The organism is Deinococcus planocerae (assembly GCF_002869765.1).
Classification (GTDB): domain Bacteria; phylum Deinococcota; class Deinococci; order Deinococcales; family Deinococcaceae; genus Deinococcus; species Deinococcus planocerae.
Window position 1 is genome coordinate 1 of the sequence record NZ_PNOR01000061.1, and the last position, 12500, is coordinate 12500.

At 73.2% G+C, this 12500-nt stretch carries 16 protein-coding genes (1 of these 16 running past the window's edge); 6 read left to right on the forward strand and 10 right to left on the reverse strand.

The window, feature by feature from the left end:
• Together A7B18_RS20115 and A7B18_RS20120 are read right to left on the reverse strand one after the other, a co-directional pair.
• Positions 1-191, reverse strand: a 191-nt coding sequence (locus A7B18_RS20115) for a transposase (protein ID WP_146009623.1), incomplete at its 3' end; no start/stop codon positions are given.
• Positions 192-224: 33 nt separating this feature from the next.
• Positions 225-1382 carry a S8 family serine peptidase gene (locus A7B18_RS20120; RefSeq protein WP_102128475.1) on the reverse strand — a complete coding sequence of 386 codons (1158 nt, stop codon included), beginning with the start codon at positions 1380-1382 and terminating at the stop codon, positions 225-227.
• Between the two features lie 148 nt (positions 1383-1530).
• On the opposite strand from A7B18_RS20120, the gene A7B18_RS20125 reads away from it, so the two are divergent.
• The 3 genes from A7B18_RS20125 to A7B18_RS20135 all read left to right on the forward strand — a co-directional run bounded on the left by A7B18_RS20125 (position 1531) and on the right by A7B18_RS20135 (position 4407).
• Positions 1531-2304 carry an SDR family NAD(P)-dependent oxidoreductase gene (locus A7B18_RS20125; protein ID WP_102128463.1) on the forward strand — a complete coding sequence of 258 codons (774 nt, stop codon included), beginning with the start codon at positions 1531-1533 and terminating at the stop codon, positions 2302-2304.
• 433 nt (positions 2305-2737) lie between these two features.
• A complete protein-coding gene (gene pdxY, locus A7B18_RS20130; RefSeq protein WP_102128464.1) occupies positions 2738-3634 on the forward strand; it encodes a pyridoxal kinase PdxY in 897 nt (298 codons plus the stop codon).
• A 14-nt stretch (positions 3635-3648) separates the two neighbouring features.
• Positions 3649-4407 (forward strand): metallophosphoesterase family protein, encoded by a 759-nt coding sequence (locus tag A7B18_RS20135; RefSeq protein WP_180970273.1) that lies wholly within the window; start codon positions 3649-3651, stop codon positions 4405-4407.
• Positions 4408-4421: 14 nt separating this feature from the next.
• Here A7B18_RS20135 and A7B18_RS20140 read toward each other — a convergent pair whose 3' ends face one another.
• Positions 4422-4820, reverse strand: a complete 399-nt coding sequence (locus A7B18_RS20140) for a (deoxy)nucleoside triphosphate pyrophosphohydrolase (protein ID WP_102128466.1) — start codon at positions 4818-4820, stop codon at positions 4422-4424.
• Between the two features lie 74 nt (positions 4821-4894).
• On the opposite strand from A7B18_RS20140, the gene A7B18_RS20145 reads away from it, so the two are divergent.
• Both A7B18_RS20145 and A7B18_RS20150 read left to right on the forward strand, forming a co-directional pair.
• Positions 4895-5638 (forward strand): enoyl-CoA hydratase/isomerase family protein, encoded by a 744-nt coding sequence (locus A7B18_RS20145; protein WP_102128467.1) that lies wholly within the window; start codon positions 4895-4897, stop codon positions 5636-5638.
• Between the two features lie 31 nt (positions 5639-5669).
• Positions 5670-6509, forward strand: coding sequence for an SDR family oxidoreductase (locus tag A7B18_RS20150; RefSeq protein ID WP_102128468.1), 840 nt, complete (start codon positions 5670-5672; stop codon positions 6507-6509).
• Positions 6510-6603: 94 nt separating this feature from the next.
• On the opposite strand, the gene A7B18_RS21645 is transcribed toward A7B18_RS20150, so the two are convergent.
• Positions 6604-6816, reverse strand: a complete 213-nt coding sequence (locus A7B18_RS21645; protein ID WP_146009624.1) for a hypothetical protein — start codon at positions 6814-6816, stop codon at positions 6604-6606.
• A 31-nt stretch (positions 6817-6847) separates the two neighbouring features.
• On the opposite strand from A7B18_RS21645, the gene A7B18_RS20155 reads away from it, so the two are divergent.
• Entirely contained in the window at positions 6848-8236 is a 1389-nt protein-coding gene (locus tag A7B18_RS20155; RefSeq protein ID WP_102128469.1) for a D-alanyl-D-alanine carboxypeptidase/D-alanyl-D-alanine-endopeptidase, read from the forward strand.
• A gap of 5 nt (positions 8237-8241) precedes the next feature.
• On the opposite strand, the gene A7B18_RS20160 is transcribed toward A7B18_RS20155, so the two are convergent.
• The 6 genes from A7B18_RS20160 to mqnP all read right to left on the reverse strand — a co-directional run.
• The gene (locus A7B18_RS20160; RefSeq protein WP_102128470.1) at positions 8242-9816 is read right to left on the reverse strand and encodes a sensor histidine kinase; all 1575 of its coding nucleotides are present in this window, start codon (positions 9814-9816) and stop codon (positions 8242-8244) included.
• An 82-nt stretch (positions 9817-9898) separates the two neighbouring features.
• Complete coding sequence (locus A7B18_RS20165) at positions 9899-10576, reverse strand: response regulator transcription factor (RefSeq protein ID WP_010887388.1); 678 nt, start codon at positions 10574-10576, stop codon at positions 9899-9901.
• A 45-nt stretch (positions 10577-10621) separates the two neighbouring features.
• Complete coding sequence (locus A7B18_RS20170) at positions 10622-11209, reverse strand: adenylate/guanylate cyclase domain-containing protein (RefSeq protein ID WP_102128471.1); 588 nt, start codon at positions 11207-11209, stop codon at positions 10622-10624.
• Positions 11210-11317: 108 nt separating this feature from the next.
• Positions 11318-11764 (reverse strand): hypothetical protein, encoded by a 447-nt coding sequence (locus A7B18_RS20175; RefSeq protein WP_102128472.1) that lies wholly within the window; start codon positions 11762-11764, stop codon positions 11318-11320.
• A gap of 45 nt (positions 11765-11809) precedes the next feature.
• Positions 11810-12106: a hypothetical protein gene (locus A7B18_RS20180; RefSeq protein ID WP_102128473.1), complete on the reverse strand. Its 297-nt coding sequence runs from the start codon at positions 12104-12106 to the stop codon at positions 11810-11812.
• Positions 12088-12500, reverse strand: the 3' portion of a protein-coding gene (gene mqnP / locus A7B18_RS20185; RefSeq protein ID WP_180970274.1) for a menaquinone biosynthesis prenyltransferase MqnP. 472 nt of this gene lie beyond the right edge of the window; only the last 413 of its 885 coding nucleotides appear in the window; its start codon lies beyond the right edge, outside the window; its stop codon occupies positions 12088-12090. The genes A7B18_RS20180 and mqnP overlap by 19 nt, the downstream gene beginning before the upstream one ends.

Consider the following 12500-nt stretch of genomic DNA (forward strand, 5'->3'; position numbering starts at 1 on the left):
CGGTCATGGCAGGTATGCCATGACCCGTACCGCTCAGGAATGTCCCGCCAGGGTGCGCCGGTCTTCTGGCGCCAGATGATGCCGTTCAGGACGACGCGGTGGTCCTTGTAGGCGTGTCCTCGCTTGGAGTGTGGGGGCAGCAGTGGGCGAAGTTGAGCCCACTGCTGCTCGGTTAAATCTGTCCGTCCCATCCCCCCATCCTCCCAAATTCACCCAGACAGACCCTAGCGCCCCCTCGCCGCCGCCAGCGAGGAGCGCACCGCCGCCTCGGCGTTGAGGGTGCCCACGCCGCAGGTCTTGCGGGGGTCGAGGCGGTCGCAGCGCCCGCCGGGAAAAGGGGGGGCGGGGCGGGCGAGAACGTCGCGCACCTGGGCTGGGGGGAAAGTGGGCTTCAGGCCGAAAAGGAGGCTGGCGACGCCCGCCGCGTGGGGAGCCGCGAAGCTCGTGCCGTCGGGATCGCGCTCGCCCCCCGGGCCGCTGACGCTGCTCGCCACGACCCCGTGGCCGGGCTCCCCGCCGGGGGCGGCGAGGGCGACGCTCGCGCCCCAGTTCGCGTAGGCCGGGCGCTGTCCCGCCGCGGTCACGCTCGTCACCGTCAGGACGTTCCGGCACCCGGCGGGCGTGTAGCCGCGCGCGTCCGCCCCGTCGTTCGCCGCCCCCGCCACCACGAGCGTCCCCCGGGCGGTGACGGCATCGAGGGCCGCCTGGACGCGGGCGTCGCAGCCGCTCAGCGGGATGAAGTCCGCGAAGAGGCTGAGGTTGAGCACCCGCGCCGGGTTGGGGTTGGCCGGAGCTCCGGGCACGGGGAGGCCCGCCGCCCAGCGCAGGGCGTCCGCGAGGTCCTGGGGGTCGATGAGGCCGTCCCCCCCCGCCACCCGCACGTGCACCACGCGGGCCTGCGGGTTGATGCCCGCCATGCCCCGCCCGTCGTGCGCCGCCGCGATCAGGTTGGCGACGACCTCGGCGTGATAGGCGAACGGGCCCACCCCGCTCGCGTCCCGGTCGCGCCCGCCACCGTCTCCGGAGCGCGCGGGGTTGGACACGAAGTCGTAGCCGTTGACCACCCTCCCCGCGAGTTCGGGACTGTTCACGAAGCCCGTGTCGAGCACCGCGACCGTGACCGGGGCGCCGCGCCTCCCGCCCAGCAGCGCCCACGCGCCCGGCGCCCGGATCGCCTCCAGGTTCCACTGCCGCGCGAAGAGCGGGTCGGACGGTCGATAGAGGGTAGGGACGAGCGGGGTGGTCGCGGGCGGGGCGGTCGGCGGCAGGAGCGGGGGGGTCGCCTGCGCCGGGGTGGGGAGGGGTTGGAGTTCCGGGAGGGCCGCCGGAGCGGACAGGGGCAGGGCGGGGATGGGGACGACCCGCGGCGCGGCGGCGGCCATGCCCGCGAGGGCGCCCGTCAGGAGCAGGGAACGCAGAAGGCTCACCCGCCCAGTCTGGCGCGCGGCGCTGACCCGTGACTGAGAGCGGGATGGCTCCCGGGAGGGGACAACGGGGGCCCCGGGCCCGCCCACCGCGTAGCATCCTCCCATGACCTCGACCCAGACAAAACGGCAAGTCGTCCTCCTGACGGGCGCGTCGAGCGGCATCGGGCGGGCGACGGCGGAGGAACTCGCCCGGCGCGGGCACACGCTCGTCCTCGCGGCGCGGCGGGCGGACGCTCTGGCGGCCCTGGCGCGCGAACTCGACCCCAGCGGCTCGCGCGTCCTCGCCGTGCCCACCGACGTGACCGACGCTGCCTCCCGCCGCGCGCTGATCGAGACGGCGCGGGGGCAGTTCGGCCAGGTGGACGTGCTCGTCAACAACGCGGGCGTCACCGTCGAGCGCGGCTGGTGGTGGGACGACCCCGACCCCCTGCGGGTGCTGCGGGTGAACCTGGAATCCCCCGTCGAACTCACCCGGCTGGTGCTGCCCGAGATGCGCGCCCGGGGCTCGGGTCACATCGTCAACATCGGCTCGGTGGCGGGGCGGGCGGCCACGAACGGCATCTACTCGGCGAGCAAATTCGGCCTGCGCGGCTTCTCGCTCGCCCTGCGCCGCGAACTCCTCGGCACGGGCGTCACCGTCAGCCTGATCGCCCCCGGCTTTGTCCGCAGCGAGATGACCCGCGCCGCCCGCCTCCCCATGCCCGGCCCCGAGGTCGTCGCCCGCGCCGTCGCCGACGTGCTGGAACGCCCACAGCGCGAGGTCATCGTCCCGCGTCTCTACCGCCCCCTCGCCTTCCTCGACCACGCCCTGCCCGGGGTGGGGGACTGGATCGTGCGGCGGCTGATCCGGCGCCGGTACGTGCACGGGGAAGGGTAAGGAGGGACGCTCGTGGTGTGAGGTGTCTCACGGCTGAAAGGTTGTGTTGGGCGAGGAGGGGCGCGGGGGGAGGTTTCGGTTCACCCCCTCCCAGCCTCCCCCCTCAAGGGGGAGGAGCTAAAAGAGCAAGGGCTTTTGCCTTTTTAAACCGTCAATCCGGATGCCCGATGAGTGCCTGTGACTCAACGCTCCTGGCCCACCACCACGTCGGCTCGCGCAGCGAGACGGTGGGCCCGCAGATGGGACGCGACAAGATCAAACCTTGCGTTCGGAAAGACCCGACCCCCCGCGCCATCCGTGTGCCCTTGCCTAGCGCAGCGCCGCTCCCCCTGCCCCCTCTGGGGGCAGGGGGCTGGGGGGTGGGGGTAAGCCGTGGCACGATGCCCAGCCCACCGAAGCCCCTCCCGGGAGGGCAGAGGCTATCCTCAACCCCATGACCGCCCCCACCCCGCCCCGCCCCCTCAACCTCCTGAGCATCCAGTCGTGGGTGAGCTACGGCCACGTCGGAAACGCCGCCGCCGTCTTCCCCCTGCAACGCCTCGGCTTCGAAGTCTGGGCCATCCACACGGTGCAGTTTTCCAACCACACCGGCTACGGCGCCTGGACGGGCACCGTCTTCCCCCCCGAGCACGTCGCCCAGATCATCGACGGCATCGAGGCGCGCGGGGCCCTGCCGGAGTGCCACGCCGTCCTGAGCGGCTACATGGGCTCCGAGGGCACGGTGGGCGCGGTCGTGGGCGCCGTCCGGCGGGTGCGGGCGGCCAACCCGGCGGCCCTGTACTGCTGCGACCCCGTGATGGGCGACGTGGGCCGCGGCGTGTTCGTGCGCCCCGAACTCCCCGACCTCATCCGCGAGCAGGCGATCCCCGAGGCCGACGTGGTGACGCCCAACCAGTTCGAACTCGAACTCCTGACCGGCCAGCGGGTGACGACCCTGGAAGAGGCGCTGGACGCCGCCCGCACCCTGCGGACGAGGCTGCGGGGGGGCGGGCCGCGCATCGTGGTCGTGACCAGCCTCGTGCGGGGGGACGCGCCGGAGGACGTGATCGAGACGCTGGCCGTGACGGAAGACGGCGCCTGGCTGTGCCGCACGCCGCTGCTGCCCCTCGATCCGCCGCGCAACGGCACCGGGGACGCCATCGCCGCGCTGTTTTTCGGGCACTACCTCCAGAGTGGGGACGCGGGCGAGGCCCTCGCCCTGAGCATGAGCGCCCTGTACGGCGTGCTCGACCTCACCCACCGGGCGGGCACGCGCGAGATTCAGCTCGTCGCCGCTCAGGAGGAATTCGTGCGGCCCTCGCGGGTGTTCGGGGCCGAGCGGGTGGGGTGAGAGGAGGCCCGCGCGTGACGGCGGTCGCCCTGCTCGCGGACGTTCACGGCAACCTCGCCGCCCTGGAGGCCGTGCTGGCTGAGCCCGAGGTCCGGGCCTGCGATGAGGTGGTGTTTCTGGGCGACGCCGTGATGAACGGTCCCTGGCCCGCCGAATGCCTGGCGCTGCTGAGAGAGCTCGGCTGCCGCGCCGTCATCGGCAACACCGACCTGGAGGTCCTGGCCGGGGCCGATCCCGTGGCGGCGTGGGCCAGGGAGCGGCTCTCCCCCGAGGAGCTGCTGTTCCTGGCGCGGCTGCCCCTGACCCTCCGCCGGGCACCGGGGGGACTGGATTCGGCTCAGGCGGAGGGCGGCACCCGGGACCTGCTGCTCATGCACGCCTCGCCCCGCAGTTCCTTCGATCTGCCCCTCCTCGAACCTCACCCCCTGGGCACGACGTTCACGCGCGCCTGTGCCGACGGGGAATTGCGGGCCATGTTTCGCGGCAGCCACGCCGGGCTCGGTGTCTTCGGCCACATCCACTACGCCTCGTGGCGAGGGCTCGGCGGGCAGGCCCTCGCCTCGGTCGGGTCCGTCGGCTTCCCCTTCGACGGCGACCGGCGCGCGGCCTACGCGGTCGCCACCTGGCGCGGGGGAGGCTGGACCCTCGACCACCGCCGCGTGGCCTACGACAGCGAGGCCGTGGCGCGCGAGGTGGCGGCCTGCGGCCTGCCCTTCGCCTCCCGCTCGGCGGCGATGCTCCGGCAGGCCCGCTGGTTGCCCCGAACAGGCTGAGCCACGGACAGACCCTACCCCGCCGTGGTCAGCGCCCGCGCGATGGGCACGTTGCTCGCCAGCAGCCGCAACCGGGTCAGGTCGGTGGGGGCCACCCACGCGAGCGCCCGGTGCTCCAACGGCCTCGGTTCGTCGGACAGCAGGCGCACCCGCAGCGCCACGAGCGTGAAGGCCCCTACCGGCGTGTCGAGGTGCGAGCGGTAGACCTCCTCGCCCGCCTCCACCTCGGCCCCGAGTTCCTCGCGCCACTCGCGGGCCAGAGCCTCCTGCGGGGTCTCGCCCCCCTCCACCTTGCCGCCCGGGAACTCCCACTGCCCCGCCGCCCACGCCGGGGAGGACCGCGCCCCCACGAGCACCTGCCGCACCCCGCCCGGCCCCTCACGTTCCAGAATGCCTGCCACGACCGTTCGCATGGAGGGCAGTCTGGCGCAGAGAGCGAAGCGACCCGTCGGCCCTCCTCTCTTTTTGAACCGGGTACACTCCGTTCATGACCTACGACAGCGTGCGGCTCTCCCACGAGGGGGAGGTGGCGACCCTGACCCTCGCCCACCCCAAGGGCGCCTTCGGCCCGGCGACGTGGCGCGACGTGCCCCGGGCGCTCGGCGACCTCGGGGACGCGCGGGTGCTGGTCGTGCGGGGCGAGCGGCACTTCAGCGTGGGCCTGGACGTGGCGGCGACCGCGCCCGTGATCGGTCCCGCGCTCGGGAATCCCGAGAAGTTCAGGGCCGTGGTGGACGAGATGCACGCGGCCATCGAGGGGCTCGCGACGCTGCCCGTGCCCGTCATTGCCGCCATCGACGGCTGGTGCATCGGGGCGGGGCTGGAACTCGCCGCCGCCTGCGACCTGCGGCTGTGCAGCGCCTCTGCCCGCTTCAGCCTGCCGGAGGTCAAACTCGGCATCACCGCCGACCTGGGGGGCCTTCAGCGGCTGCCGCACCTGATCGGGCGGGGCCGGGCGGCCCACCTCGCGCTGACCGGGGAACCCATCGACGCGCAGGCCGCCGAACGCTGGGGCCTCGTCACCGAGGTGCTGGAGGGGGCGGAGGCGCTGTACGCCCGCGCGCAAAGTCTCGCCGCGCACCTCGCCTCCCTGCCGCCCCGGGCACTGGAGGGCACGAAGCGCACCCTGCAAGACGGCCTTCCCCACGCCGAGAGCCTCGCCGCCGCCGTGGAGTGGAACGCGCGGCACATGACGGCAGACGCGATGCTGAGCGCCCTCAAGAAAGCCTGACCTCCTCCCGCCTGCCCCCAAGGAGCCCACCATGACCCAGCCCCACGACCCCTCCACCACCTTCCGCCCCGACCTCCTGAACGGCAAGCACGCCCTGATCACCGGGGGCGGCAGCGGTATCAACCTCGGCATCGCGCGTTCTTTTGCCGGCCACGGGTGCGCCGTGACGATCCTCGGGCGCAATCTCGAAAAAGCGCAGAATGCTGCCCGGAGCATCGGGGAGGCGGGCGGACGGGCCCTCGGCGTCTCGGCGGACGTGCGCGACTTCGCGGCGCTTCAGGCCGCCGCGCAGGCCGGGGTGGAGGCGTTCGGGCCGCTCGACATCGTGCTCGCGGGGGCGGCGGGGAACTTCCCGGCCCCGGTGGACGGCATCAGCCCGAACGGCTTCAAGACGGTCGTGGACATCGACCTGCTGGGCACCTACAACACCATCAAGGCGTGCGCGCCGCACCTGAGGGTGCCGGGGGGCAACATCCTCTCGATCAGCGCCTACGGGGTGCCCGTGCCCATGCAGGCGCACGTCGTCGCCGCGAAGGCGGGGGTGGACGCGCTGACGCAGACTCTGGCCGTCGAGTGGGGCCTGCGCGGCGTGCGGGTAAACGCGATCATCCCCGGCCCCATCGACGGCACCGAGGGGATGGCCCGCCTCGCCCCCGACGAGAAGACGCGGGAGCAGTTCACCCGCACCGTGCCCCTGGGCCGCTTCGGGCTGCCCCAGGACATCGCCAACGCGGCCCTCTTCCTGGTGTCCGACGCGGCCAGTTACGTGACGGGCGTGATCCTCCCGGTGGACGGCGGCCAGAACATGCTCGGCGGGGCGCCCCAGTATCAGATGTACCAGCAGATGGGGCTCGCGCTGCCCAAGGGGTAAGGCCTGGGGCCACGGAATCTTCTCTCCCCTTCGTGTAGCGAGGCCGCGAAGGGTCCGCAGGAGGCAGCCAGGGCGGCGCCCCCTCTCCCCGGCCTCACCTCACGGTCAATCCCGACCCGCAGCGGCAACGGAACTTCCCCAGCGGCTCGGTCCACTCGCCCCACGCCTGCCACGTCGCCTCACGGTTCCAGGGCCAGCGTTTCTCGCGGACGCGGACGGCGTGGCCCCCCGGCGTGCGCGTGAAGCGGTAGGCCCGCCCGCAGCGGGGGCAGTGCAAGACGTCGCCGGTGAGGTCTGCTCGGGTCACGCCCCTCCAGTCTGCCCGCTATCCTGCCGGCGTGCGGCGAGTTCTCCCCCTATGTCTGGCGCTCCTGGCCCCCGGGTCGGCGGCGCAGGCGCCGGGGCTTACCCCGGTGCTGGGGCTCGTCCGCGAACCGGGCAGGGGCGCGGAGGTGCGGCGGGTGCTGGCGGGGGCCCCGCGCGGGGTCCAGGTCGGCCTGCTCGTGCGCGACCTGACGACGGGCGCGGAACTGGAGGCGCGGGAGGCCGACCTTTCCCTCATCCCGGCGAGCACCGTCAAGCTCGTCACGGCACTGTCGGTCCTGCTCGACCGGGGGGGCGCGGGCGGGTGGTGGAGCACGGAACTCACCGTCCCCGCCGCCGAGGTCGGGCGGGCCCGCGTCTCCCACCTCACCCTGCGAGGGGGGGCAGACCCCACCCTCGGCGTGGCGGACGGCCCCAACAGCCTGCGCGCCCTCGCCCGGCAGGCCCACGCGCGCGGGGTGCGCGAGGTCGGGGAGGTGCGGCTCGATGAGCACACGCTCGACGCCGCGACGTGGAACGGTCTGGTCCTGGGCGTCCCCATGACCCCCGTGCGCCTCTCGGACTGGCACGCCGCCCCCCCCACGTCGGCGGGAGAGGCGCGGCGGCGGGCGGGCGCGGCCCTGATCCGGGAACTGCGGCGGGCCGGGGTGCGGGTGAGTTCGGAGCGCGTGGGGACGGCCCCACCCTTCATCCCCTTCCTGCCTCCCTCCCGGGTGGACGAGCGGGGCCGCCGCCTCCCGCCCGACCCGTTCGTGCCGGTGGCCCGGCGGCCCGAGCAGGGGGTCGCCAGCGTGCGCAGCCCCTCGCCGACCGGGGTGCTCGCCGCCACCCTGCGGCCCAGCGACAACCTGCGCTCGGAGGAACTCCTCGCCACCCTCGCGGCTCGGCCACGGGGAAACGGCACGCTCCCCGGCGCCCTCGCGCGGGAACGCTCGGCCCTGCGCCAAGGCGGGGTGGACCTCACGGGCGTGCACCTCGCCGACGGCAGCGGCCTGAGCCGGGAAAACCGCCTCACCGCCCGCGCGCTGGTGGACCTGCTGCGCGCGGCGCACGACCTCCCCTATCCCACCTCCCCGCCGCGCGCCGAGCTGCCCGCGCAGACCTACCGGGGGCGCCGCAACGCCCTCGCCGAGGCGCTGCCCCAGGCGGGGACGGGCGAGAATGTCCCGGAGCACGACGGGCGCGGCGGCACCCTCGCGCGGCGGCTGGTGGGCTCGGGCCTCGACGTGCGGGCGAAGACGGGCACCCTCCCCGGGGTGAGCGCGCTCGCCGGGTACGTGACGGGCGCGAGCGGGCACACCCTCGCCTTCGCCGTGCTGATGAACGGGCCGGGGGATGCCCCGATCCTCACCCTGCGCGCGTTGCAAGACGAGGTGGTGCGGGCCGTCGCCGCCGCACACTGAACCCTCTAGGGCACGTCGTCATCGAGGTCGGGGAGGTCGCCGACCGGGAGCTGGACGTGGGCGGTGGTGCCCCTGCCGAGCTCGCTCTCCAGCCAAATGCGACCGCCGTGCGCGTCCACGATGCCCTTGGCGATGCTCAGACCCAGCCCGGCCCCGCCCTGGTCGCGGCTGCGGCTGTCCTCGACCCGGTAGAAGCGGTCGAAGAGCCGCGCGAGGTGCTCGGGCGCGATGCCGGGGCCGTCGTCCCCCACGCTCAGGCGCACCTCGCGCCCGTCCTCCTGGAGGCTGCTCGTCAACGTGATGTGGCGGGCTCCCGCCTTGAGGGCGTTGCCCACGAGGTTGATCAGCACCTGCTTGAGGCGGTCGGGATCGCCCTCGAACACCACGTCCTGCCCGCCCGCCGTCAAGGCGGTGCCCTGCGCCTGGGCGAGGGGCGCGAGTTCGCGCGTGACCTCGCCGAGAAAGGGGCCCGAGAGGACGGGCTGGCGGGTCAGGGTCAGCGCCCCGCTGTCCGAGCGGGCGAGTTGCAGCAGGCTGGCGATCAGGTTGGTGAGCCGCTCGGACTCGCTGCGGATGATGCTCAGGCTCTCGCGCTGCTGCGGCGTGGGCTCGGTGCGCCGCAGCAGGTACGAGGCGTGCCCGCTGATCGCCGTGACGGGCGTGCGCAGCTCGTGACTGGCGTCGCTGGTAAACCGGCGCTGCGCCTCGAAACTCCCCTCCAACCGGCCCAGCATCGCGTTGAGCGCCCCGGCGAGCGACTCCACCTCGTCTCCCGTCTGGGGCTCGGGCACCCGCTCGCCGAGGTTTTGCCCGCCGATGCGCTCGGCGGCACGCTGCACCTGCCGCAGCGGCTGGAGCGCCCGCCCGGCGAGCAGGTAGGCCCCCGCCCCCGCCGTGATCAACCCCACGACAAAGAGAAGTAAGATTACCCGCCGCAGTTGGGCGAGGGTGTCGTGGAGGGCGGTGAGCGGGCGGCCCACGTAGGTGATTGCGAGGGTCTCCTGAGGCCCGCTTAACCCGCTCGGCTTGAGCTGCACCGGGCCGAGCGTGACCAGGAAGCGGTAGGGCGTGACCCGTCCGCTGTACGCCTCCTTGATGTCCCGCTCGACCACGATCTGGGCGTCGAGCGACTCGATCAGCCCGGTGAGTTCCGCGTCGCTCAGCCCCAGGGGCGCCGCACGGTCCAGGCCGATGGGGGGGCGCCGGGTGGCCTCGGTCAGGCGGCGCACGTAGTCGAGCAGTTGCCGCCGTGCCTGGGGCGTGCGCGCCTGGTCCAGCGCCGTTCGCAGGGTCGGCGTGTCGTAAAAGGCCAGCTCCTCGATCTGGATCGCGTCGTTGGGGAAAAAATAGCGCAGGGGCGAGAGGCTGCCCGCCGCGTCCTGCTCGGGTCCCTCGCCGGGAACACCGAGTTGAAGCTGGCTCACCGTGTCCGTGAAGCTGCGGTAGGTGCGCTGCAACTCCCGGTCGAGGTTCCCCACCAGGCTCGTGCGCATCAGGAAGAGGGCCGCGAACCCCACCACCGTCAGCAGCGCCGCGAGCAGCGCCGTGTAGAAGAGGGTCAGCCGCCAGCGCAGCGTCATGGCGACTCCGCGGGCCGGGGGGTGCCGGGCGTGGCGGGGGGGTTCCTCACGTCCGGCAGTCTAGCTCCGCTGCCGCCGCCCCTCACTCCTCGCGCAGCACGTAGCCGACGCCGCGCACGGTGTGGATCAGCCGCCGCTCGCCGCCTTCTTCGAGCTTGCGGCGCAGGTAGCCGATATACACGTCGACCACGTTGCTGCCGCCCGTGTACTCGGGCCAGACCTTCTCCTCGATCTCGAAGCGGGAAAAGACCTTGCCGGGATTGCGCGCGAGGAGTTCGAGCAGCTCGAATTCCTTGGCGCTGAGTTCGACCCGCCGCCCACCCCGGAAGATCTCGCGCCCGTCGAGGTTCATCACGAGGTCGGCGACCCGCACCTCGCCCGTCACCGCCGGGTTCACCCGCCGCAGGTGCGCGCGGACGCGGGCGAGCAGTTCCTCGATGGAAAAGGGCTTGATCAGGTAGTCGTCGGCGCCCGAGTCCAGGCCCTCCACCTTGTCCTGGATGCCGTCTTTCGCCGTCAGGATGATGATCGGCGTGTTGCTCGTCTTGCGGATGCGCCGGGCGACCTCCAGCCCGTCGAGTACGGGCAGCATCAGGTCGAGGATCACGAGGTCGGGGTTGACCTCCCGGAACTTGGACAGCCCCGTCACCCCGTCGAAGGCCACTTCGGTCGCGTACCCCTCGGCGGCGAGTTCGAGTTCGATAAAGCGCGCGATGTCTTTTTCATCCTCGATGACGAGGACCAGGGGCTTGCGTTCCATACCGGCAGTCTAGGCAACGTTCTCATGAGAAGGCCGCCCAGGCGCTTAACCGGTTTTCATAGCCCCCGCACCAACCTCACGCAGGGCGTAGGCACGGCAGCCTGGCCCGAAGCCCGCCAGCGGGGGCAGGGGCCGCGCCACCAGGGTGCCGGGGTGGCCGAGTCCCGCCGCCGCCTCGCCGCACACGAGCGTCTCCCCGGGGCGGGCGGCGTCGCACAGGCGCCGGGCGTAGTTGACGGGCAGGCCGTACGCGCTGTGCTGGCCCCCCACCGGGCCGGTGATCACGGCCCCCAGGGCCACCCCCGCCCGCACCTGCAACCTCACCCCCAGGGCGGCGGCGAGCCCCAACCGCGCGGCCCGCTCGTGCGACTCGTGCCCGGCGGCGACCCCCGCCCCGACCTCCCCGTGGGGCCACAGCCCCAGCACCGCGTCCCCCTGATGCTGGAGGACCCGCCCCCCCCGCGCCTCGAAACTCAACACGAGCACCTGCACGAACTCGGCCATCAGCGCGGCGTAGTCCTCCAGCGGCAGCAGGTGCGCCAGCCGCGTGCTCCCGACGAGATCGACCATCACGAGGCAGGCCCGCCCGGGGTCGGGGCGCCGGGCCGGCAGGGGAAAGAGCAGGTCGGTCATCGGGGCTTCGAAACCATCATGCTCCTCCCACCGTCCTCAGTAAACCCCCACCCTCCTCACATCGGGGGGTGAGGGGTGGGCCCCGGCGTCTCCGGGAAAGCCTCCCGGTCAGAGCTGGAAGCCGTGGAGGGGCGGCAGGGTGCGGAAGGCCACCCAGTCGCCGACCGCCGCCCCCGGCAACTCCTCGAAGGCGCCGAGGACCAGGGGCAATCGGGCGCCCACCACCCACACGCGCCGGGAGACGGCCAGGAGTTCGCCCACCCCCTCGACCTCGGAGACGCCGACGACGGCGAGGGTTGCGCGGGCGCGGCCCACCTCCTCGGCGTTCAACACGCGCGGCCCGCCGCCCCGGCGGTCGAGGACGCCGTGGACCACCACCCGGGCGGGGCCGGGGCGACCCCGGTAGGGGCCGGTGCGGTCGAAGAGGTACAGGACGCGGCCCCCCGACGCGAATTCCAGCAGGGGGCTGCCCTCGCGCTGGGGGTAGAGCTGTCCCTGGGCGGCGAAGGGAGCGTAGCGGGACGCGAACTCCAGCTCCGAGCTCTCTAAGGTCATCGCCCTCCTCTGGCGGCTCTGGCGGCATCACGCATCCGCGCCATTCTAACCGCCGCCCGGGGGGTCCTCCAGCCACGCCAGGGTGGGACGGTCGAGCCCCGCCGCGTCGAGCACGGCGTCGGCCCGCTCCAGCGCGAAGGTGCCCTCCACCTCCCGCAGCACGTGGATCAGGACGAGTCCCGTGAGCCGTTCGAGCACCGCCCACCCCGGTGAACCGGGCGGCTGGGCGTCGCGTGCGCGCCGCAGCAGGGTCAGGGCGCGCGCCTCGTCTCCCTCCTGGAAGGCGGCGCGGACCGTCTCCGGCACGAGGGCGCGCGGCGGCGTCAGGTCAGGCTCCGCCACGTCACGTCGGCGACCACGCCCGCGAGCATGGTGAGGGCGAGCCACATGTTCGCGTCGAAAAAGGCCACGTTCACGCGCCCCAGGTCGTCCGGATTCACGATGCGGTGTTCGTAAAAGAGGATGCCGCCCATGACCAGCACCGCGAGGCCGTACCAGAAGCTCGCGCCCGTCGCCACCCCGACGAGGGCCAGCAGGACGAAGGTCAGGGCGTGGCTCGCCGCCGCGATCCTCAGGGCCGAGGGGATGCCGAAGCGCACAGGGATGCTCCTGATGCCGTTTACCACGTCGAATCGGTAGTCGAGGGTCGCGTAGATCACGTCGAGCCCGATCATCCAGAACAGGACGACCCCCCACAGCAGCCACGCGCCGAGCGCGAACTCTCCCGTCACGGCGA

Excerpts from the sequence above, each read along its gene's own strand:
- A7B18_RS20145 (WP_102128467.1), top strand. The coding sequence starts at position 4,895 with ATGACCTACGACAGCGTGCGGCTCTCCCACGAGGGGGAGGTGGCGACC.
- A7B18_RS20175 (WP_102128472.1), bottom strand. The coding sequence starts at position 11,764 with ATGACCTTAGAGAGCTCGGAGCTGGAGTTCGCGTCCCGCTACGCTCCC.
- A7B18_RS20125 (WP_102128463.1), top strand. The coding sequence starts at position 1,531 with ATGACCTCGACCCAGACAAAACGGCAAGTCGTCCTCCTGACGGGCGCG.
- A7B18_RS20160 (WP_102128470.1), bottom strand. The coding sequence starts at position 9,816 with ATGACGCTGCGCTGGCGGCTGACCCTCTTCTACACGGCGCTGCTCGCG.
- A7B18_RS20140 (WP_102128466.1), bottom strand. The coding sequence starts at position 4,820 with ATGCGAACGGTCGTGGCAGGCATTCTGGAACGTGAGGGGCCGGGCGGG.
- A7B18_RS20150 (WP_102128468.1), top strand. The coding sequence starts at position 5,670 with ATGACCCAGCCCCACGACCCCTCCACCACCTTCCGCCCCGACCTCCTG.
- A7B18_RS20165 (WP_010887388.1), bottom strand. The coding sequence starts at position 10,576 with ATGGAACGCAAGCCCCTGGTCCTCGTCATCGAGGATGAAAAAGACATC.
- A7B18_RS20170 (WP_102128471.1), bottom strand. The coding sequence starts at position 11,209 with ATGACCGACCTGCTCTTTCCCCTGCCGGCCCGGCGCCCCGACCCCGGG.
- A7B18_RS20120 (WP_102128475.1), bottom strand. The coding sequence starts at position 1,382 with ATGGCCGCCGCCGCGCCGCGGGTCGTCCCCATCCCCGCCCTGCCCCTG.
- pdxY (WP_102128464.1), top strand. The coding sequence starts at position 2,738 with ATGACCGCCCCCACCCCGCCCCGCCCCCTCAACCTCCTGAGCATCCAG.